We start from the raw sequence: 18871 nt of genomic DNA, 5'->3' as shown, positions 1-18871 counted from the left end.
ATCAGGGGCAGGTCAGGTCATCACGGCTTGCAGGCGCTCCTCGCGGAGGCGGCCGGCCCAGGAGTCGTCCAGCGGGGGGATGTCCCTGCCGACGGCCCAGCGGAGCAGCAGGTCGGCCAGGCCGGGGTTGCGGACGAGCGCCGGACCGTGCATGTAGGTGCCGAGGACGCGGCCGCTGTAGGCGCCCTCGAAGCCGTTCCCGTCGCCGTTGCCGACGCCGTGCAGCACCTTCGCGAACGGGCGCGCGTTCGGGCCGATCTGCGTGACGCCCTGGTGGTTCTCGAAGCCGGTGATGCGCGGGACGTTCAGCTCCCCCGCGACGTCCCCGACGATCTCGCCGACGGCGCGCTGCTCGCCACGGCCGGAGCGGATGTCGAGCAGGCCGAGGCCCGGCACGGGCTGGCCCTCCTCGCCGCCGAACTCGTGGCCGAGCAGCTGGTAGCCGGCGCAGACCGCGAACACGACCGCGCCGGACTGGACGGCCCGCGCGAGGCCGCCGTCGCCCCGCAGCCGCTGCGCCGCGAGGATCTGCGGCCGGTCCTCGCCGCCGCCGAGCAGGTAGATGTCGCCGTCGGCGGGGACGTGCTCGTCCGACCGGAGGCTGACGGTCTCGGTGGGGATGCCGCGCAGCGCCGCGCGCCGCTCCAGGACGATCGTGTTGCCCTGGTCGCCGTAGGTGCTGAGCAGGTCCGGGTAGATCCAGACGATTTTGATGCGGTCAGACGACACGGCCGTACCTCGTTCGGATGGTCTGGAAGGCGGTGTAGTTGGCGATCACGTCCAGGTGGCCGGGCGGGACGGCCATGACCGCCTGGTCGATGTCGTCCACCACCGTGAAGGACACCTCGGCGGCCTCCAGCCGGGCGGCGAGGTCGATGCGCCGCTCGCCGGTCACCCACACGGGACGGCCCCGCAGGATGCGGTAGTCGACGTCCCACAGCCAGGACGTGTCGCGGCCGTCGGGGCCCTGCGCGTTGACCGACAGGGCGACGGGGCCGGGCGCGGGCTGCAGGACGTCGAACGCCTCCAGCCATCCGGCGGGGTTCTTCGACAGCAGCAGCCGGATCGAGCGGCCCTGGTGCTCGACCGTCGTGTACCGGCCGGCGACCGAGGTGACCTGCGACAGCAGCGGGAGGGCCTGCTCGGGCGGCACTCCGAACTGCGCGACGACCGCGAGGGCGATCAGGGCGTTCGAGCGGTTCGCGCGGCCGGGCAGGGACAGGCCCGTGAGCGAGTACGCACGGCCGTCCGGCGCGGTGATCGTGTCGCCCCTCAGCGCCCAGTCGGGTCGGGGGCGGGCGAAGTGGCACTGCCGGCAGCGCCAGTCGCTGTCCTCGTCGGTGTCCTGCCGGTCGAGGGGGCCGCCGCACTCGGGGCAGCACCAGGAGTCCTCGCGCCAGTGCTGGCCCGCGGCGACCCACGTGACGCTCTTGGCGGTGGACGCGCCCCAGGTGACGAGCGGGTCGTCGCAGTTGGCGATGACGTGGCTGGTCGGGGACCCCTCCAGCGCGCGCCGCCACTTGCCGGCCAGCAGCCAGATCTCGGCGGCGCGGTCCATCTGGTCGCGGCTGAGGTTCATCAGCGCGACGATGTTCGCCCCGGTCTCCTTCAGGACCATCGGGACGTACTTCTCGTCGCACTCCAGCACGCCGTAGCGGGCGGACGGGGCGGAGGCCAGCGCGGACACGTGCCCGGTCGGCATGTTCGCGCCGAACGCGTTGGTGGCGACCTCGCCGAGGGGGGTCATGGCCGAGGTGATCAGCCGGGTCGTCGTCGTCTTGCCGTTCGTGGCGCTGACGAGGACGAGCTTGCGGTCCTTGGCGAGCTTGGTCAGCAGCTCCGGGTCGAGCCGGAGGCCGACGCGGCCGCCGATCACCGAACCGTCCCCGCGGCCCGCCATTCGGGACATCTTGGCGGCCGTACGACCGAGCGCGACGGCCAGCTGCGAACGCAGCGGAAGATCGCTCATGGACTCCGTCTTCTCTGGATGCGCCGGGAAACCGCTCCGAGCCTAGCCGCTGCGTGCGACGCTCGCGGCGTGCCGGGCGGTTCGGGGGACGTCCGTCACACCACGGGTGCACAATGTGAGCAGCATCACAACGATCCCGGTAAACCACCGGCGCCAATCTTGACCAGTACCGACATGTCGTGATTGCGTGCGACCTCCGACTGCGGTGCGCCGGATTACCAACCACGCGTCCAAGAACGGCGTCACCCACTACTTTTGTCGGGAGCCCCGCTGATGATCGCGGGGAGCGGTGCCCGCCCCGGACGGCGGGCCTGGATCGCAAGCGTGGGCAAGCGGCTATAAGGCGAGGTCTGAGCGATGCAGTGTCCGACGTGCGGGAATGACACGCCTGGGACGCTCGGCAAGTGTTCGCACTGCGAGGCGCCGATCGACGTGTACTCGGTCGGGCCCGCCGTACCGCTGGCGTCGCCGGTCGCGGAGGCCTCCCCGGCGGGCATGCCGGGCGGCGCCGACACGTTCGGCGACCGGACGATGACAGCGCCGCCTTCCTGGGCCTCGGGCCCGCAGGGCACGCTTGAGCCTCCGGCGCAGCCGCCGATCCGGCTCTCGGCCGAGCCGCCGATCCGGCTGCCCGCGGAGCCGCCCGCGACCGCCTCCGCGCCGACGCCCGCCGTCGCGTCCCCGCTGCCGTCCCACGACCCCGACGACACCGCGGCGTGGGCGTTCGACCCCGACGCCGACGACGACTCCGGCGCGTTCACCACCCCGCCCGCACCGTCCTCGTGGACGAGCGGGCAGCAGGTGACGCAGGCCGTGGAGAGGCCCGCCCCGCCCTCGCCGGCGAACTCGTTCGGGCTCCAGGACCAGGCCCCCCGGACGGAGTCGATCGTCCCGGACTCGTGGTTCGCGCAGCCGCGCAAGCCCGAGGCGCCGGAGACCGACGCCACGCAGGCGTGGGGGCAGCAGCCGCCCGGCGGCCCGCAGTTCCCCGCCCTCCCGGACGCGGAGGCGACGCAGATCGCCCCCGGCGCGGGGACGGGCCTGGCCATGCCAGGCGCCCAGGGCTTCGGCGACGAGCTCGACCAGACGCGGATGGACCCCGGCCCTCCCATGGGCGCTCCCGCCCCGATGGGCGGTATGGGGCCCATGGGCGGCGGTATGGGGAACATGGGCCCCGGCCCGATGCAGACGATGCAGCAGGGGCCCATGCAGCAAGGCCCCATGCACCAGGGCCCGATGGGCCCCGGGATGCAGCCCATGGGCGCGATGGGGCCGGGCGACCCCGCGTACGGCGGCTACCCGCCGGGCCAGTTCCCGCCTGGCGGACCGGGCCTTCCGGGTCAGCCGGGGCAGAACAAGGGCGGGACGAGCAAGCCGCTGATCGCCGGCGTCGCCGCGCTCGTCACGGTCGCGGTCGGCGCCGTCGCGTTCGTCGTGTGGCCCTCCGGGGACGACGCGCCGCCGGGCGGCGACCCCTCCCCGGCGGCGTCCCAGAAGCAGGTCGCGCAGAAGAACGCGATCCCGCCCGAGACGAAGCAGCAGGCCGCGACCCTGAACGGGATCCTGAACGACAGCGTCGACACCCGCCGGGTCCTCGCCGGAGCGCTCGGCCGGGCCGGCAAGTGCAAGACGCTGCCGCAGGCGATCCAGGGGTTCCAGACGGTCGCGCAGCGCCGCACGAACCAGATGCGCCGCACGCAGGGCCTCAAGGTCGACAAGCTGGCGAACGGGGAACGGCTGCGCGGCTCGCTGAACCAGGCGCTGGGGGCGTCGCTTCAGGTCGACCAGGTACTGCTGCGATGGGCCCAGGCCAACCAGCGCAAGTGCAAGGGCAAGCCGCGTCCGAGCGCCGCGCAGGTCCCCGGACGCGCCGACGCCGAACGCCGCGCGACGGCGGCGAAGAAGCAGTTCGTCGTCCTGTGGAACCCGGTCGCGAAGAAGACCGATCAGCCGCAGCGTAGCTGGAAACGGGTGTAACGGTCGGTCACGCAGTATTCTCTGACCGTTCGAACTCACCGGGCAGGGGGCCGTCATGCGGTGTCCGAACTGCGGAACCGACTCCGCTTCTTCGTCTCCCAGGTGCGCGCGCTGCGACGCGCTCCTCGCTCCGCCGAGCGCGGACGACGCGACCGCCCTGGACGACACGGCCAGGGCAGGCGACGCGACCTCCCTCGACGAAACGACTCGCGACCCCTACGGAGCCCCACCGCAACCCGGGCGGGCCCCGAACACGGACGACGCGACCATCCAAGACTCCCCATACGGCGCCCCGTACGGCGGCCAGGCGGGGGGATCCCCGCCTGACACAGACGACGCGGCTACCCAGAATCACCCCTACGGCGGCACACCGATGGGCAGCACGCCACGAGGCGGAAATCCGTCCGACACCGGTGACGCGGCCACCCAGGACGACCCCTACCGCGACCTTTACAGCGACCCCCCAGGCGGGAGCTCGCCTGAAACGGATGATCCGACCATTCAGAGCGACACGTACCGCGCACCGTACGGGAGTGCGCCTTACGGGAGCGGGCCGCCAGGTGGGAGCGGCGGGCCGGGCGGGGTGCCGGTGCCGTGGGAACCGGCGCCGCCGCCGTGGGCCGACCAGAGCCCCGTCCAGTGGGAGGCGCGACCCGACCACACGCTGAACATGCCGCCCTCCGAGGAGCGCACGACACACCTCTCCCCCGAGCCGTGGGCGGCCGAGCCGTGGTCCGAGCCCGCGATCTGGCAGCCTCCGCCGCCGCCGAAGCGCAGCACGCTGCCCTACTTCCTGGGCGCGGCCGGGGTCGTCCTCCTGATCGGGGTGGCGCTGGGCATCGTGTTCTGGCCGAGCGGGTCGGGCTCGTCGCCGCCCGCGGCCTCCGGGCCGTCCACGGGCCAGAGCCCGAGCGTCGCGTCCGCGTCCGACAGCCCCGCCGCCGGCGGCGACCTCGACGCCCAGGCCGGAGCCGTGAACGATCTGCTGGAGGAGATGGGCGGGACCCGTTCCGACCTCGGCACCGTCGTCACCCAGGGCTGCCCGGTCGACGGCGTGCGGCGCGTCCTCGACGCGCGCCGCGGCCAGTTGGAGACGGCGCGGGGCCTGGACGTGAGCGCGCTCGACGACGGCGCGGAGATGAAGGCCGCGCTCGTCCGCGCCCTGGAGGCGTCGACGGAGTCGAACCAGCGCTACCTGGACGGAGCGCCCGGCTGCCCGTCCGAGGGCGAGGTCGCCGACGTCAACCAGCGCGCCAGCTCCGCCAAGAGCGAGTTCATCGGCTACTGGAACCCCGTCGCCCAGCAGGCGGGCCTCCCCTCCCGCACCGAGAGCGACATCTGAGTCACTCGGCCTGCGGGTTGAGGAACGCGAGGCCCTTGGACGGGTCCTCGAACGGCGTGACGAAGCGGTCGTACCAGCTCAGGACGGGCTCCAGCCATCCGGTGACGCGCATCGTCCCGGCGACGTGCTCGATCTGGTCGTCCTCGTCGAATCCGATCGCGACGACGGCCAGGTCCCGGAAGAAGCCCGACTGGTCGTCGTCGCCGTAGAGGGCGGTCGCGGCGATGGGACGGTTGCGTTCCAGCTCCATGGACAGCGGGTGGCGGCGCAGGGCGCGGAGGCGGTGGCCGAGCTTGGCGTCCGGCGGCTGCTTGAGGCCGGGCAACGGGTAGTCCAGGGGCGGCGCGAGAGCGTGCTTGTCGGGCGCGTCGCCGCCGTAGGGGAAGAGCCTGTCGAGCTCGTGCAGCCACCTGACCTGGGGAATCACCCACTGCGGCCCGGGGGACGACGCCGGCGGGCCGCCGCCGAGCAGCCGCTGCGCGACCTCGGCGACGGCGGCGGTGAGGTCGGCCGGCGGGTAGGCGGTGCGCACCCCCCGCGACCGCCGGGACACGGCCCGTTCGAGGACGGTCGCCAGCGCGCACTCGCGGAGCCGGGCCGTGAGCCGCGACCAGGCACGCCCCAGTTCGGGCGGGACCGACGGGATCGGGCGGTTCGCCACATGCGCCAGGACGAGCGTGTCGGCCCACAGGCGCAGCCACGCCCAGTCGGCATGGCCCGCGATCAGGTCCGCCTCGCGCAGCTCGTACAGGGTGCAGGCGCGCCCCGACCGGCACTCGCATCCGCACGCCGCCGAGCGCCGTCCGTCCACGGGCGGGGGCGGGCCGGGCAGCTCCGCCTCGCGGCCCTCGCCCAGCGGCACCCGCACGCGCAGCGGACGGTCCATGCCGTCCGCGAACACGGCGGCGACGCCCGGACGCAGCGACACCACCTCGCGGGACTGGTCGACGTCCAGGTTCATCGCCGCGCCGACCTGGTGCCGGTCGTCGAACGCGGGCAGCCGGTGCACCACCTTCAGCGCGGTGTTCTTGATGACGTCGGGGACGAGCTTCGTCGGGATCTGCTCGGCGACGATGATGCCCTCGCCGTACGCGCGGATCTCGGCGAGCATCCCGGCGAACAGCTCGACGGCGTGGGAGCTGCCGCGCTCCGGCCCGCGGTTGCGCAGCAGCCGGTGCGCCTCCTCGATCACGATGACGTGCTGCAGCGCCGACCCCGTGGCGCGGTCGCGCCTGCGCTCCCGCATCCGCAGGTGCTCGACGATGCGGATGATGAGCGTCCCCATGAGGAACGCCTTGTCCTCGTCGTTCGCGACGTCCTCGATGGCGAGCACGATGTTGTCGCGGAGCATCCCGCCGATGTCGGCCGGGTGGCCGCCCTCGAAGAACCGTCCGGCCGAGCCGATGCGCAGGGACCGCAGGCGCACGTCCACGAACCCCTGCACGTCGGCCATCAGCTCGCGCCCGTAGCCCACGTCCTGGATGACCTGGAGCGCCGCGTTCTGCAACTGCTCCAGCGTCGGCACCGCGGGCTCGATGAGCGACCCGGGCACGCCCCCGCCCGTCACCACGTCCCACCCGTTGTTCTCGTAGACGCGCTGCAGCGCCTGCGCCATGATCTGCGGGAACGGCTCCTCGGCGTCGAACGCGGCCTGGAACAGCGCCCGCACCATGTCGATGTGCGCCTGGACGGGGTAACCCGGCTCCGGCGCGAGCGGGTTCACCGACAGCGGCACCGCGTCCGGGTCCGAGGGGTTGACGACCGTGACCGGCCCGCCGAGGTCCTGGATGCGTCCCGCCATCGCCGCGTACTCCGACTTCGCCGGCTCGATCGCCAGCCACGGCACGCCCGCCCGGGTGAGCTGCTCCAGCAGATGCCGGACGGTCTGCGACTTCCCCGCGCCGGTCGCGCCCGTGACGAACACGTGCCGGTTGATCGTCGAGCGGGGCACGGTGAACCGCCCGACCTCGCGGTCCTGGCCGTCCAGGATGGCGCCCAGCTCGATCTGCGCCTCGCCGCTCGCCGGGGCGGTCTCGGACGTCACGTCGAAGTACCCGGCGTCCAGCACCCGCAGCCCGGGGACCTCCCGCCGCGGCAGCCCCGCCAGCGCCGCCAGCGCCCCGGCCGTCGCCGTGAACGGGAACCGCTGCTCCGCCTCGCCCATCGGCCGCGCCGGCGCGGGCGCCGTCCCCGGGCCCAGCATCTCGGCGAAAGACCCGCTCCCCTGCCCCGACCTCAACCGGTACGGATGGTGGCCCAGCTCCATGGACCCGACCAGCACGGGCGCGATCTGCCCCAGCTCCGCCTGCGACGCGGCGCCGGCGACCACCCGGACCTGCCAGAGTCCGGCCTCGCGGAACGCGTCCAGCTCGGCGAGCCGCCGATCGGCCCGCGCGACCGCGAGCCGCGCATGCTCGTCCTCGCCCCGCCGCAACATCCGCAACTCGTGGTGCAGCTCGCGCATCTCGACGTCGATCAGCCGCTCGTCGCACGGATCGGCCACCACGAACCACCCGAACGGCCGCTCCATCAACGTGACGAGCGTCGCCTCGAACAGCCCGGGCCCGCCGACGGCCCCGGACCCCTGCGGCGCGAGCCGTCCCGGACACCGCGTCCACGCCATCCGCTCGGCCTGCCGCTGCCAACCGTCCCCGATCGGCACGCCCCGCGCACCGCTGGGAAACAGCAGGCCATGCGTCTCCACCCCGCTCTCGGGCGTCCCGATCGGCCCCGCGTTCGTGATCAGCTCCAGCGGCGCCCCGCCGCCCGCCGACAGCCACCCGACGACGAACGGCCTCCCCAGCCGCGCCGCCGACAACGCCGCGGGCAGCACGCTCACGAAGTCCCACTCCGCGGACGACTCCCGCTGCGGCACCGGAATCGCCTGGATCCGGTACCAGGGCCCCGGCAGCACGAAGGACGTCCCCTGCACGGCGGCCGGCGGCCCACCGGCTCCCCACCCGAGGGGCGGCCTGCCAGCACCAGACGAACCAGGGGGCGTAGTCATCCCCGCATCCTTTCCCGCCCCCGCCCCCCAAGCCAATGCCCCTCCAGGAAGAACCCGCCCTCCCCTTTTCGCCCCTCACGTCACCGGCTGCTTCGCGGGCCGTGATCAATCGCACCGGCATGTCTCTTCAGCCAGGCGATCTCGTAGTGCACCCAGGAGCCGGGGGCGGTGATCCGTCCGGCACGCTGGTGCATTTCGAGCTCGTCCTCGACCCGGGCGACGATGAGCGCGCCAAAGCCCCGCCGACGCTCGTCCTCAAGCCCGTATACGTCGAGAAAGGTACGCAAAAGGACCACCTGCTGCTCGAAAGGCCCGGCGGCATCGGCGCCGAACAACCACAACCAGGCGGCGTAGGCGAGGTCACGCGTACGGGGCCCAGGCGCGGCCTGGTCGAAGTCGAAGGTGGAGGCGGGCAGCCTGTCGACGAACGTGACGTTCAGCGGGGAGAAGTCGTTGTGGCACACGGTCTCCCGACCGCCCGCGATCGCCGCGCCCGCACTCGCGTCGTGCAACCGGCGCAGCAGCCGCGCCGCGGCACTGATCTGGGCAGGCGCCCAGTCCCGAGCCCGGAACTCCGTCCGGGTCTCACCTTCCTGGAAGCTGAGGACCTCCCGCCCCTGACCATCGATCCCGAGCAGTCTCGGCGCGGCGTCGCACCCCACCGCCTCGAAATGCCGCAGCAGCCGATGCACGAACGGCGAGTGGGCCCCCACCGGCCGCCGCACCGTCTTACCCACCCGGACGACCCCCTCGGTGATCCGCCCCCCGCTCAACGGAATCTCCTCCTCTTCGACACGGCCGGTGTGGGGGAACGGGCGCAGTTCGCTGGACGGGGCCACCTAAACTCCTCCTGGTTGTCGCATTGCCACTCGGCACCGTCATCAGACCCGAAACAACCCCGCAACGGCCAACAACCGACACGCGAACGTACGACAACCAGGAGATGTTGATGGAGCTGGACCTCGGTGCCGTCCGAGCCTTCCTCGCCGTCGTCGACGACGGGCGCTTCACCGAGGCCGCCGACCGCTTGGACATGACCCAGCAGGCGGTCTCCAAGCGGATCGCCAAGCTCGAAGCGGCCCTCGGCGTCCCGCTCCTGCACCGCTCCCGCGCCGGAGCCAAGCCGACCGAGGACGGCGCGGCCTTCCTCCCGCAGGCCCGAGCGTTGATCAGCCTCGCCGACCAGGCCACCGCGATGCTGCGCGCCCGCCGCCGCGCCCTGCGCATCGACGTGCTCGGCCACAACTCGGCCCCCATCGACCTTGTCCGCTCCTTCTACGAGACGGGCGACGTCGAGGTCGACATCGTCGTCTCCCGCGGCACCGGCTCACGCTGGACGGCCCTGACCGACGGCTCGATCGACGCCGCCTTCGGCCGGGTCACCGCCCCTCTCCCACCAGGGATCAAACGCATCCCGGCCGCTTTGGAGCCCATCCCCATCCTGGTCGGCCACCGGCACCGCCTGGCGGGACACCTCAACGTGCCGATGAACGAACTCTCAGGCCTGACGGCCTGGATGCCCGGCAACACGCCCGAAAGCGAGTGGGCGGACTACTACCGCCACCTCAGCGCGGAGTTCGGCATCCAGATCGACACCTCGGGCCCGGTCTTCGGCCGCGACCACATCATGGAAAAGGTCGGCGCCTCCCCCGACCTCATCACCTTCGGCAACAAGACCCAGTTCCCCGGCCACCCGGACGTCATCCAGATCGCCGTGACCGCCCCCACCCCGGCCTACCCCTGGTCCCTCATGTGGCACGAGGCGAACCGCCACCCGCACCTCCCCCACTTCATCACCCACGTAGAACACCGCTACCGCCCCCACACCCCCCGATCCCAGTGGCTCCCCACCCCCGACCGCCCCCGCTTCCCGGATGGCAAGCGAAGGGGCGGACGGGGATAGGCCGCCCCTTCGCCGGTCTTCATGAGGTGTTGAGGACTGCGAAGACGACCTTGCCCGCGTTGCCGGCCAGGGGGCGGACACCCCAGCAGCGTGCGAACTGGTCGACGATGAACAGTCCCCGGCCTGTCTCGCTGATGGTGTCCGCGCGCTGGATGCGCGGCAGATCGCAAGTCGCGTCCTGGATTTCCATCCACAGCGCGCCGTCGTCGGTGCGTCCGATCCGGAACGTCACGTCGTCGTCGGACGCGGACGCGTGGCGGAGAGCGTTGGTGACCAGTTCGCTCGCCACCAGGCACGGCACAAAGTCATCCATTTCCCACTGACCGGTGACCAGCCGAACGAACCGCCGCACCTCGGCGACGACCGCGAGGTCGTTCTTCACCACAATCTCGTTCTCGTGACGCGCCGCCTCGCCCATGATCCTTCTCCTCACTCTGTGTGGCGAACAGCACACAATTAGCAAGGTTTCTCGGTATGGTGTTGTTGCCAAACCATCTTGGTGACGACTGGAAACGAGAAGGCCGTCCTGGTGAAGTACCAGGGAAAGGAAACTTCGCGCTCATGCCTCCACGGCGTCAACGCCCCAAGGAGTCCCCCGCGCTGATCGCGTTCGGTGGCCAGCTACGCCGGATGCGTGAGGCAAAAGAGATCACGCAACAGTCCATTGCTGATCACATGAACATCAGTAAGGCGCAGGTGAGCCGCATCGAGAACGGCACCAGGCGAGCCACTCGGGACTTCGTCGATGCGGTTGATCGTCTCCTTAAGGCCGACGGCGCGCTGATCAAGCTCTGGGTGGACCTCAACAGAAACGGCCACCCCGTACCGATCTGGTTCGACTGGCCCGAAGTCGAGTCCGAAGCGGCCATGCTCGTCTGCTGGGAGCACTCCTTGATCCCGGGCTTGGCACAGACCCAGACCTACGCGTTGGCGATCCTGCACGACAACAAGGACGCCGCCGACGCCCGCACCAGCCGCCAGGCGATCATCACCAGGGAGGGAGAAATCCCCGCTCCCACCCTTGTACTCCTGATCGATGAACAAGCCCTCTACCGACCGGTCGGCACGGCTGAGACGATGCGAGAACAGCTTGAGCACCTTATAGAGATCAGCATGTTGCCCAACGTCACGATTCAAGTAGTGTTGACAAGCGGCGAGCATGATGGAAACACAGGCGCATTCGTGGTCGCGACGATGGACGATCGAAGCGAGGTCGCGTATGTCGAGACAGCCATACGTGCCATCACCACCGACGACCCCACAGACCTTTCCGCGCTAGCACGAACGCTTGTCGCGCTTCGCTCGCGAACCCTCACCGAAGACATGTCCCGCGAGCTAATCAGGAAGGTGGCTCAGGAAAAATGGACCTGACAGACATCAAGTGGCGCCGGAGCAGCTACAGCGCTTCTAACGGCGGCAACTGCGTCGAACTGGCGGATGCGGCCGGAGCGGTGGCGGTGCGGGACAGCAAGGACCCGGACGGTCCCGTCATCCTGCTGACCCGCACGGCCCTGCGCACCGCGCTGAACTCCACCCCCACAGCCCGCTGACCCACCCCGACCCCCGTCAGGGGGTGGGCGGCGGGTTTGCCTTGTGGCGGCCGTTGGGTTTCAGGGGTGGGACCTTGCGTGGTTGGCGGGGGGTGGCGCCTCTGGGGAGGGCGTGGCGGGCCTTGGGGAGGCGTGGTGGGGCCTGCACCTCGGCAGGCTTCGAGGGCTCCGCTGGAGCGGGTTCGGGTTGTTCTGGGGTCTGCGCCTGTTCGCGGAGGTACTCCTCGAACTCCATCGAGTGGGCGGTCGGCAGCGTGATGATGCCCGGGTTCGCATCTACCAGAAGGGTGCGGCGGCCCGTCGCGCCCGAGTGGGTGAAGACCATGGCGGTCGGCGGGAGCTCCTGGAGTTGCGGGGGCTCGACGAGGAGTTCGCGGAAGCGCTGCTTGTCGGGGCGCAGGCGGGCGACCGTACGGCCCCAGGCGGTCGCGGAGCTGATGCCCTCCACGAGAACGGAGTCGTCGGCGGCGGGGGCGGGCAGCGGCGACCAGACCGGGTCCGTGAGGCCGTCGCCGCGCGGGCGGGCGTAGGCGACCGTGCTGGCGTAGGTCTCGCCGGCGACGTCGAACAGCGTCTCGGCCGCCGAGTCGGTGATCTCGGCGACGAGCAGCGGCTGCCCGGCGCCGATGTGCTCGGCGGCGACGCGGGCGTCCTCGGGGTTGCCGAGCCGCATGAACCCGACGGCGGCGTGGCCGCGGCGGCCGAGGCGCTCGCGGACGTGGCCGGGGATCGACCGGTACATGAGGACGAGCCCGGTGCCGGTGGCCTCGCAGGCGTCGATGAGGCGGTCCAGGACGTCCCCGCGCAGCTTCTCGGCCCCGCACAGGAAGAGCGTGTGGTCCCAGCGGCCGCCGGGCGGGGCCTCTCGGATCCGGTGCGTGAGGGCGGTCGTCACGTAGGTGCCGAGGATGCGGTTGGTGAGGACCCCGGCGCGGCGGTCCATCGACACCACATGGAGGCGCGAGGGCGGCAGCCGGACGGGCTCGGTGGCGATCTTCTCCAGCTTGCGGAGCTGCGCCTCCAGCGCCCACGCGCGGCGGACGACGATGCGGTCGGTGGCGTCGCGGCCGAAGAGGGTCGCGATGCGCTCGTGCTGCTCGTCGGTGAGCAGGCCCTTGCGCAGGTCGTCGCGGGGGTCGCCGACCTGGGCGAGGACGCGCAGGGCGGCGGTGATCCTGGGGATCGTGGTGTCCGGGCCGAGGACCTCGATGAGGCGTTCCAGGATCGAGTTGTCGAAGGACAGGTCGCGGGTGCCGCCCTCCTCCTCGCCCGCGCTGACGACCAGGGACAGCACGTCGGCGAGCGCCTCGGGGGTCAGGCCGCGGGTGGCGTCCAGGCGCGGCAGGTCGGCGGGCAGGACCCAGACGAGCGGGTCGTCGCCGCGGTTCGCCGCGAGGCGGAGGAGGTCGTGCGCGACCGCCCCTTCGGACAGGTCGATGACCGTCAGCCGCGCGCCCACCGCCAGTCTGGCCGCGCCCATCGTCGTGACGGCCGCGGACCACCCGGCGAGCGTCCCGCCCACGACGTCCATCCGGTCGACCCCGGGCGGGACGGCCACCGGGTACCACTCGCGCTGGCTCTCGTACGCCGACTGGCGGCGCTCCCACTCCGCCCGCTCCCTGGCGTAGGCCTCGTCGGCCTTCCTGCGGGCCCGCTCGCGTGCGGCCCGCTCGCGCGCCTCCGCGTCCCGCTCGTGGGCGATCCGTTCGCGGACGCCCCGCTCGTCCCGCCACAGCGCGCCACCGGTGATGGCGAGGACGACGGCGCACGCCAGCAGCGCCACCGCGGCGAACGCCCACGGGATCACCCCGGCGGCGCCGCACAGGAGGAACAGCCCGACGAACACCAGCGTGCCGGCGAAGGCGATGCGCAGCGGCCTTCCTGCCATGTCCTCGCCGGGCCGCCGCGCGGGCGGCGGCAGCGGCGGCCGCGCGGGCTCCTCAGGCCGGTCGGGGGGCGGCCCCGGGTCGGGGTGCACCTGCGCGTAGCGCCAGCCCACGTAGACGCGGTCGGCCTGTGTGAGCCGCGCCATCGCGGACCCGCTCGCCATGTCCGTCACGTCGAGAGACCCCTGGGAGTCGCGGGAATGTGGGGAACGCCTGGGGGTGGCCGGTTCGGTTGCTTACGGTCGGTTTCCTACACAGCACAGGGTAAAGAGCTTCCCGCGTTCCCGCGCCACGTTCAATGGAACAGCCCCGGAGACGACCCGTCTCGCTCGTCAAATCGGTCACCAGGTCAGCCCGTGGGAAAGATCGGACACGCCGCCGCACACGGATGGCCGCATCCGGCCACGGTCAGCCGGCGGGGGGCGCCTTCACCGGCAGGAACGCCTCCAGCTCCATCATGGAATGCGGGTACTTCCACTCCACACCGTCGAACGGGACGTACATGCCCTCCGGCGTGTCGGCCAGGAAGTAGTTCCCGTTCCACTGGTTGGGCTGGGTCACCGGCGAGCCCTGGGGGTACCGCGAGCCCAGCGCCTCGTACTTCACGTCGACGCCGAACATGGCGTAGACGGCCGCGTCCACGAAGTTGAAGTAACCGATCTCGCCGCGCAGGTGGGTGTCCTGGAGCGCGACGCCGTGGATCCGGTCGCGGGCGAAGTACAGGGAGCTCAGGTCCTTGACGACCTGGTTGAAGTCGTGCGCCCCGTCGTGGTGGATCAGCGCACGGGTACCCGACTCCGCGCGCAGTACCTTCGCGACGTAGGTCGGCAGGTCCCCATGGAACATGCGGACGCGCATCGTGGCGCGCGGGAAGGTGCGGCGCACGCGCTCCCGGGCGAACTGGAGGAACACCGAGTTGGCGTCGACGAGATCGAGCTCCAGCCCCATCGGCTCGACGCAGCCGGCGAGCACGGAGGAGGAGCCGCCCATGAACACGCCGACGTCGACGAGCCGGGTCAGTGTGCCGTGCTCGCGCTCGACGCAGCTGAACACGTCGTAGTAGTGCTGGGCACTGCACTGGTCCTCGTAGGCGAGGTCGACCTCCTTGGACCGGGACGCGATGCGGTCGAAGACCGAGTTGCGCCCCTGGAACAGGGTGAGATCGGCGTGGTGCCCGCTCAGAATGGGGATGCCGAGCATCTCGTGCAGGTTCTCTGCGTCCTCCAGGGCGGGGTCAGGTTCGAGGAACGTCCCCCACGTCCCCTCGTGCATCGCCACGCTCGCGACGTAGTCCGTCATCGTCAGCTCCTTCGCCTGAATATGTCGCACGTCTGGAGACGTCCACTTCGGGTGCGCGGCCCCATGGCCTGCAGGTCACCACATCGAGCGCGGTCAGCCCGGCCGGCACCGTGCCGCGGTCATCGCGCCCGGCCCGGGGGCGTCCTGCGCAGGCGGGCGGAGAGCGCTCGCCCGAGATGCGACATCGCCTCGCCCAGTTCGGGGTCCGGTGCCGCGCGGGTCACGGCCCGGCCGGGGTCCTCGCCGTGCGCCTGCGCCTCCCGGCGCCGTGCCGCCAGCTCCGTTCTGGAGCGGTCGAGTTCGGAGGTCAGGCGGGCGATCTCCTGCTGCTGGGCGTTGACGGTCTCGGTCAGCCGGGTGGCGTCCTCGGTGCGGGCCGTCGCCTCGTACTGGAGTTGCAGGACGCGGGTGTAGAGGGCGATGCGGTTGTTCTCCAGGGCGGCGAGCAGGTGCGAGGACGTGTAGGGGCGCAGGGCCTCGAAGAGGGTGTCCGTGCCGGGGGCGGACGTCCTGGCGAGGACGCCGAAGCCGAAGACGGCGGGGACGATCTCGAAGCGCCAGCCGGGGGCCGCGTCCAGCGCGTCCTCGACGGCCGTGAGGACGCCGTTGCGCGGTCCGCCCGCACGCTCGGCCACGGTGTAGGCGCCGTCGCCGACGAACCCGGCCGGGGTGAGCTCGTCGTGCCACACCGTCGGGCCGTCGGTCGTGGCCGGGTGCGCGTCCTGCGGCGCGAGCGGCGACGGCTGGTAGTAGAAGTCGCGGCGCCCGCAGGGCCACAGCACGTCGTGCAGGACGACCACGGCGTCCGGGGCGTTCGCCATGATCCAGGCGAGTTCGTCGCGGACGACCGCGTGGTTGTGGTCGCCGTCCAGGATGTAGAGGTCCGCCACCGGCAGGTCGGGCAGGACGGCGGGGGACAGCCCCTCCACGAGGTTCAGGCGGGGGTCGCCGTCCAGGACGGCGCGCAACTCCTCGCCGGGCGCCGGCTCGACGCAGTGGACGGTCGCGCCGAGGTCCGCGTACAGCGCGCTGACCTGCCCCGACTCCACGCCGACCTCGACGACGACACCGACGTCGCGGCAGCGGAAGACCGTCTCGAACAGCTCGCGGAACACCGCCATCGAGTGCAGCAGCAACGGCTGCTCGCGGGCGGCGCGGGCCTGCTCGTGCGGATCGTCCGGGGACCCGGTCACGGCCGCCCCGAAGTCACGTGTCACCGAGCTTCCTCCTGGCCACTCGTCCGGCTCCGGCGGCGATGCCCCGGACGCCGGCGGTCCGGTACTCCGCGCGGAAGCGTTCGGTGAGCCGCGCGGCGCGGGCGGCCCGCTCGGCCCTCCGGTCCACCGGCATGCGCGGCGCCATCCCGGTCGACGACTGGGGCAGCATCGCGAAAGCGATCGTGATCTGCCCGGACGACACCGCCGGCACCCCGGCGCGGCGGGCCAGCGGGAGCCACACGGCCGCGTAGGAGGTGTCGAACTCCATCAGGTTGCCGCCGAGGTAGCGGCAGTCGGCGTAGTGCAGGCCGACGAAGTCCTCCGGCTTGTCCCAGCGCAGCACCTGCTCGCGCCGCCGCCCGCCCGCGATGACCCTGGCCTCGATCCAGTCGACCCGCACGATCGCGGGACGGCCGGGGATCGCGAGCGAGATGTCGACCGTGTCGTGGTGCTCGAACGACAGCCGGGAGAACGACAGGCCGTTGTGGTTGATCCGGACGCGGCGCCGGACGGGCTCGTGCCACCGGTCGTCGGCCGTCCGGAACCGCAGCCGCGTCTCGTGCTTCTCGCCGGACGGGTCGAACGCCTCCGCGTCGATGGCGCCGTCGGCGACGGCCCTCGCCATGGCGCCGAGCCCGGTGTCGGACGCGGCGATCAGCGCGGGCCAGAACGAGTCGCGCATGTCCAGGTCGCCGAGGTCTCCCGGCGACAGGTACGGAACGGCCGCCTTGAGGTCGGCGGGCAGCAGCGTGGTGACCAGGGACGAGCCGAAGTTGTCCTCGTGGGTCCAGTTCCCGAAGACGGCGGCCTCGTCGGGGGTGGGCGACTCCAGCGCGGCCACCAGGATGCGCGCGAGCCGGTTCCGCGCCGCCGGCGGGCGGGCGAGGTCCGGCCAGGCACCGCCGGAGGCGGCGACGTACCTGTTCCACATGTGCTGGAACGCCAGGACGCCGTCCTGCACGGTCCGGCGCTCGGCGTTCTGGGACGGCGAGTCGGCCGTCTGGCCGAGGACCGGCGCACCGTCCTCGGTGTAGCCGATGAGGGAGCCGCACAGCGCGTTGACGCACTGCTCCACGATCTCGGGGCTGCGGGTGACGGTCGCGGCGACGTGCGCCGGGTACCCGGTCTGCGCCAGGTAGCCCTCGGCGCGCAGGCCGGCCATGAAGACCCGCTCGGCCCTGCCGTCGGTGGCCAGGTACAGCCCGGCCGGCCTGACGTCGATGCGGGCGATCTCCAGGCCGCGGGCGAGCTGGCGCTGGATCGTGCCGCCCCAGCCGAGGTCGACGAGCGTCAGCTCGCCGGCGGCGAGCGCGTCCTCGCCGAGGGCGCCCGCGTCCCGCAGCGACTTGATCATGCGTTCGCGGGCGGCGGTGACGGTCACCGCGAGCCGGTTGCACAGGTGCGGCGTCTCGGTCAGCGCGCGGGCGACCCGTTCGGCGATGTCGCCGTTGTCGATGACGGTGTCCAGCTCGGTCGCGAGGCCCGGCACGTCGCCGGGCTGCAGCTCCAGGACCGACAGCGCCTGCCGGACGGTCAGCCGGTACCCGGTGCGGACGAAGGCGTGCACCGCGGCGGTGTCGTGGGGGTCGAGCCCGGCGAGCGAGGTCGTGAACCGCGACAGCCACACCGGGGCGGCGCGCACGTCCCAGCCGCGCGCCTCGGCCGCCTCGTTGATCAGCCGGGACAGCAGCTCGCCCTCGCGCATCGGGCACCACAGCCGGCGGGTGCCGGTCTCGTGCGCCCGCCATGCCGCCCATTCGGCGAAGCCGGTCAGCACCGGGCCGAGGACGCCCGCGCCGTAGCGCCACGCGACGTCCAGCGCGGAGGTGGTGAACGGGACGCCGGAGTGCACCGCCTTGGCGCGCAGGCTGGTGAGGCCGAAGTCGCCGTGCCGGTCGTCCAGGTCGGGGGCGTGGTCGCCGAACGGCCGGACGGGTTCCTTCTCGCGTCCCAGCACGTCGAGGTAGGGGTCGTCGAGCCGGCGGTAGTGGACGGTGCGGATGCCGAGCTTGCCGGGCACCTCGTGGTCGGCGACCTCGTGGTCGCCGATGTGCACGATCTGCTCCGGGCCGCGGCCGAGCTCGCGCAGCACGATCTCCCAGAGGCCGGACGCCTTGGCGGTGCCGTGCTGGTTCGAGCGGAAGACGCGCACGCCGTCCAGCGGCCCGAGTTCCGGCCGGTCGAGGAGCAGGGCGAGCTGCTCCTCGGTGAAGTAGGTGTCGGAGACCAAGACAACCTGGAGCTTCTGCTCGCGCGCCGCCCTGACGACCTCCGCCACGTCCAGGTCCACGACGGTCAGCTCGCGCTCCAGCCGGATCTCGGCCTCGACCAGCTCCTCCAGCGACGCGGCGCCGAAGACGCCGTCCGGCATGGCGCGCCAGATGTCGAAGAGCGAGACCTCCGTGCCGAGGGCGTCGCGGCCGCGGCGGGCGGCGTCCTCCGCGGCGATCCGCATACGGCGCAGCGTCGCGTCCGTCACCCAGGGCGGGCAGAGGCCCGCGTCCCGCATCCGGGACGCGAGCAGCCCGAACACGTCGGTGGGACGGGGCACCCGGCGCCACAGCACCGTGTCGAAGATGTCCAGGGACAGGACGGCGCACGCCCGGTCGGCTATGACGCGGTGGACGTCGTCGAGCACCGGGCTGCCGGACTCCTGCTTGGTCAACGCCGCACCTCTCCCCTGGTCCTGCACCGGCGTGCGCGGCCCCCGGCCGCGGCTCG

General features: G+C 72.2%; 14 protein-coding genes. 5 read left to right on the top strand and 9 right to left on the bottom strand.

The window, feature by feature from the left end:
* Positions 1-12 precede the first annotated feature (12 nt).
* Positions 13-729, bottom strand: coding sequence for a type 1 glutamine amidotransferase (locus BJ999_RS05680; RefSeq protein ID WP_179832304.1), 717 nt, complete (start codon positions 727-729; stop codon positions 13-15).
* On the bottom strand, positions 719-1969 hold the full coding sequence (locus BJ999_RS05675; protein ID WP_179832303.1) for a Mur ligase family protein: 1251 nt from the start codon (positions 1967-1969) through the stop codon (positions 719-721). The genes BJ999_RS05680 and BJ999_RS05675 overlap by 11 nt, the downstream gene beginning before the upstream one ends.
* Positions 1970-2326: 357 nt before the next feature.
* On the opposite strand from BJ999_RS05675, the gene BJ999_RS42815 reads away from it, so the two are divergent.
* Together BJ999_RS42815 and BJ999_RS05665 are read left to right on the top strand one after the other, a co-directional pair.
* Positions 2327-3946: a hypothetical protein gene (locus BJ999_RS42815; RefSeq protein WP_268247792.1), complete on the top strand. Its 1620-nt coding sequence runs from the start codon at positions 2327-2329 to the stop codon at positions 3944-3946.
* Positions 3947-4535: 589 nt separating this feature from the next.
* Positions 4536-5288, top strand: a complete 753-nt coding sequence (locus BJ999_RS05665; protein ID WP_179832302.1) for a hypothetical protein — start codon at positions 4536-4538, stop codon at positions 5286-5288.
* A 1-nt stretch (position 5289) separates the two neighbouring features.
* On the opposite strand, the gene BJ999_RS05660 is transcribed toward BJ999_RS05665, so the two are convergent.
* Complete coding sequence (locus BJ999_RS05660) at positions 5290-8295, bottom strand: ATP-binding protein (RefSeq protein ID WP_179832301.1); 3006 nt, start codon at positions 8293-8295, stop codon at positions 5290-5292.
* 80 nt (positions 8296-8375) lie between these two features.
* On the bottom strand, positions 8376-9134 hold the full coding sequence (locus BJ999_RS43430; protein ID WP_218934953.1) for a phosphotransferase: 759 nt from the start codon (positions 9132-9134) through the stop codon (positions 8376-8378).
* 110 nt (positions 9135-9244) lie between these two features.
* Between BJ999_RS43430 and BJ999_RS05650 the strand changes: the two genes are divergently transcribed.
* Positions 9245-10198 carry a LysR family transcriptional regulator gene (locus BJ999_RS05650; protein ID WP_179832300.1) on the top strand — a complete coding sequence of 318 codons (954 nt, stop codon included), beginning with the start codon at positions 9245-9247 and terminating at the stop codon, positions 10196-10198.
* 19 nt (positions 10199-10217) lie between these two features.
* Here BJ999_RS05650 and BJ999_RS05645 read toward each other — a convergent pair whose 3' ends face one another.
* Positions 10218-10616, bottom strand: coding sequence for an ATP-binding protein (locus tag BJ999_RS05645; RefSeq protein WP_179832299.1), 399 nt, complete (start codon positions 10614-10616; stop codon positions 10218-10220).
* Positions 10617-10636: 20 nt separating this feature from the next.
* Here BJ999_RS05645 and BJ999_RS05640 point away from each other — a divergent pair, with 20 nt between their 5' ends.
* Together BJ999_RS05640 and BJ999_RS05635 are read left to right on the top strand one after the other, a co-directional pair.
* On the top strand, positions 10637-11569 hold the full coding sequence (locus BJ999_RS05640; RefSeq protein WP_179832298.1) for a helix-turn-helix domain-containing protein: 933 nt from the start codon (positions 10637-10639) through the stop codon (positions 11567-11569).
* On the top strand, positions 11560-11748 hold the full coding sequence (locus tag BJ999_RS05635; protein WP_179832297.1) for a DUF397 domain-containing protein: 189 nt from the start codon (positions 11560-11562) through the stop codon (positions 11746-11748). The genes BJ999_RS05640 and BJ999_RS05635 overlap by 10 nt, the downstream gene beginning before the upstream one ends.
* A gap of 16 nt (positions 11749-11764) precedes the next feature.
* Here BJ999_RS05635 and BJ999_RS05630 read toward each other — a convergent pair whose 3' ends face one another.
* From BJ999_RS05630 to BJ999_RS05615, 4 genes are all read right to left on the bottom strand, one after another.
* Positions 11765-13798 carry a hypothetical protein gene (locus BJ999_RS05630; protein WP_179832296.1) on the bottom strand — a complete coding sequence of 678 codons (2034 nt, stop codon included), beginning with the start codon at positions 13796-13798 and terminating at the stop codon, positions 11765-11767.
* Between the two features lie 244 nt (positions 13799-14042).
* Positions 14043-14933: a class I SAM-dependent methyltransferase gene (locus tag BJ999_RS05625; protein ID WP_179832295.1), complete on the bottom strand. Its 891-nt coding sequence runs from the start codon at positions 14931-14933 to the stop codon at positions 14043-14045.
* 119 nt (positions 14934-15052) lie between these two features.
* Complete coding sequence (locus tag BJ999_RS05620) at positions 15053-16150, bottom strand: class I SAM-dependent methyltransferase (protein WP_218934952.1); 1098 nt, start codon at positions 16148-16150, stop codon at positions 15053-15055.
* Positions 16140-18815 (bottom strand): HAD family hydrolase, encoded by a 2676-nt coding sequence (locus BJ999_RS05615; RefSeq protein ID WP_179832294.1) that lies wholly within the window; start codon positions 18813-18815, stop codon positions 16140-16142. The genes BJ999_RS05620 and BJ999_RS05615 overlap by 11 nt, the downstream gene beginning before the upstream one ends.
* Positions 18816-18871: the final 56 nt, after the last annotated feature.

Origin of the sequence: Actinomadura citrea, from assembly GCF_013409045.1 — a bacterium.
GTDB lineage: Bacteria > Actinomycetota > Actinomycetes > Streptosporangiales > Streptosporangiaceae > Spirillospora > Spirillospora citrea.
Note: the sequence above shows the minus strand (reverse complement) of the source record. Positions and strands in the feature narration are given on the sequence as shown.

What these genes read in the sequence shown, in the direction of transcription:
- BJ999_RS05645 (WP_179832299.1), bottom strand. Translation starts at nt 10,616, where the DNA reads ATGGGCGAGGCGGCGCGTCACGAGAACGAGATTGTGGTGAAGAACGAC.
- BJ999_RS05625 (WP_179832295.1), bottom strand. Translation starts at nt 14,933, where the DNA reads ATGACGGACTACGTCGCGAGCGTGGCGATGCACGAGGGGACGTGGGGG.
- BJ999_RS05650 (WP_179832300.1), top strand. Translation starts at nt 9,245, where the DNA reads ATGGAGCTGGACCTCGGTGCCGTCCGAGCCTTCCTCGCCGTCGTCGAC.
- BJ999_RS05635 (WP_179832297.1), top strand. Translation starts at nt 11,560, where the DNA reads ATGGACCTGACAGACATCAAGTGGCGCCGGAGCAGCTACAGCGCTTCT.
- BJ999_RS42815 (WP_268247792.1), top strand. Translation starts at nt 2,327, where the DNA reads ATGCAGTGTCCGACGTGCGGGAATGACACGCCTGGGACGCTCGGCAAG.
- BJ999_RS05675 (WP_179832303.1), bottom strand. Translation starts at nt 1,969, where the DNA reads ATGAGCGATCTTCCGCTGCGTTCGCAGCTGGCCGTCGCGCTCGGTCGT.
- BJ999_RS05660 (WP_179832301.1), bottom strand. Translation starts at nt 8,295, where the DNA reads ATGACTACGCCCCCTGGTTCGTCTGGTGCTGGCAGGCCGCCCCTCGGG.
- BJ999_RS05630 (WP_179832296.1), bottom strand. Translation starts at nt 13,798, where the DNA reads ATGGCGAGCGGGTCCGCGATGGCGCGGCTCACACAGGCCGACCGCGTC.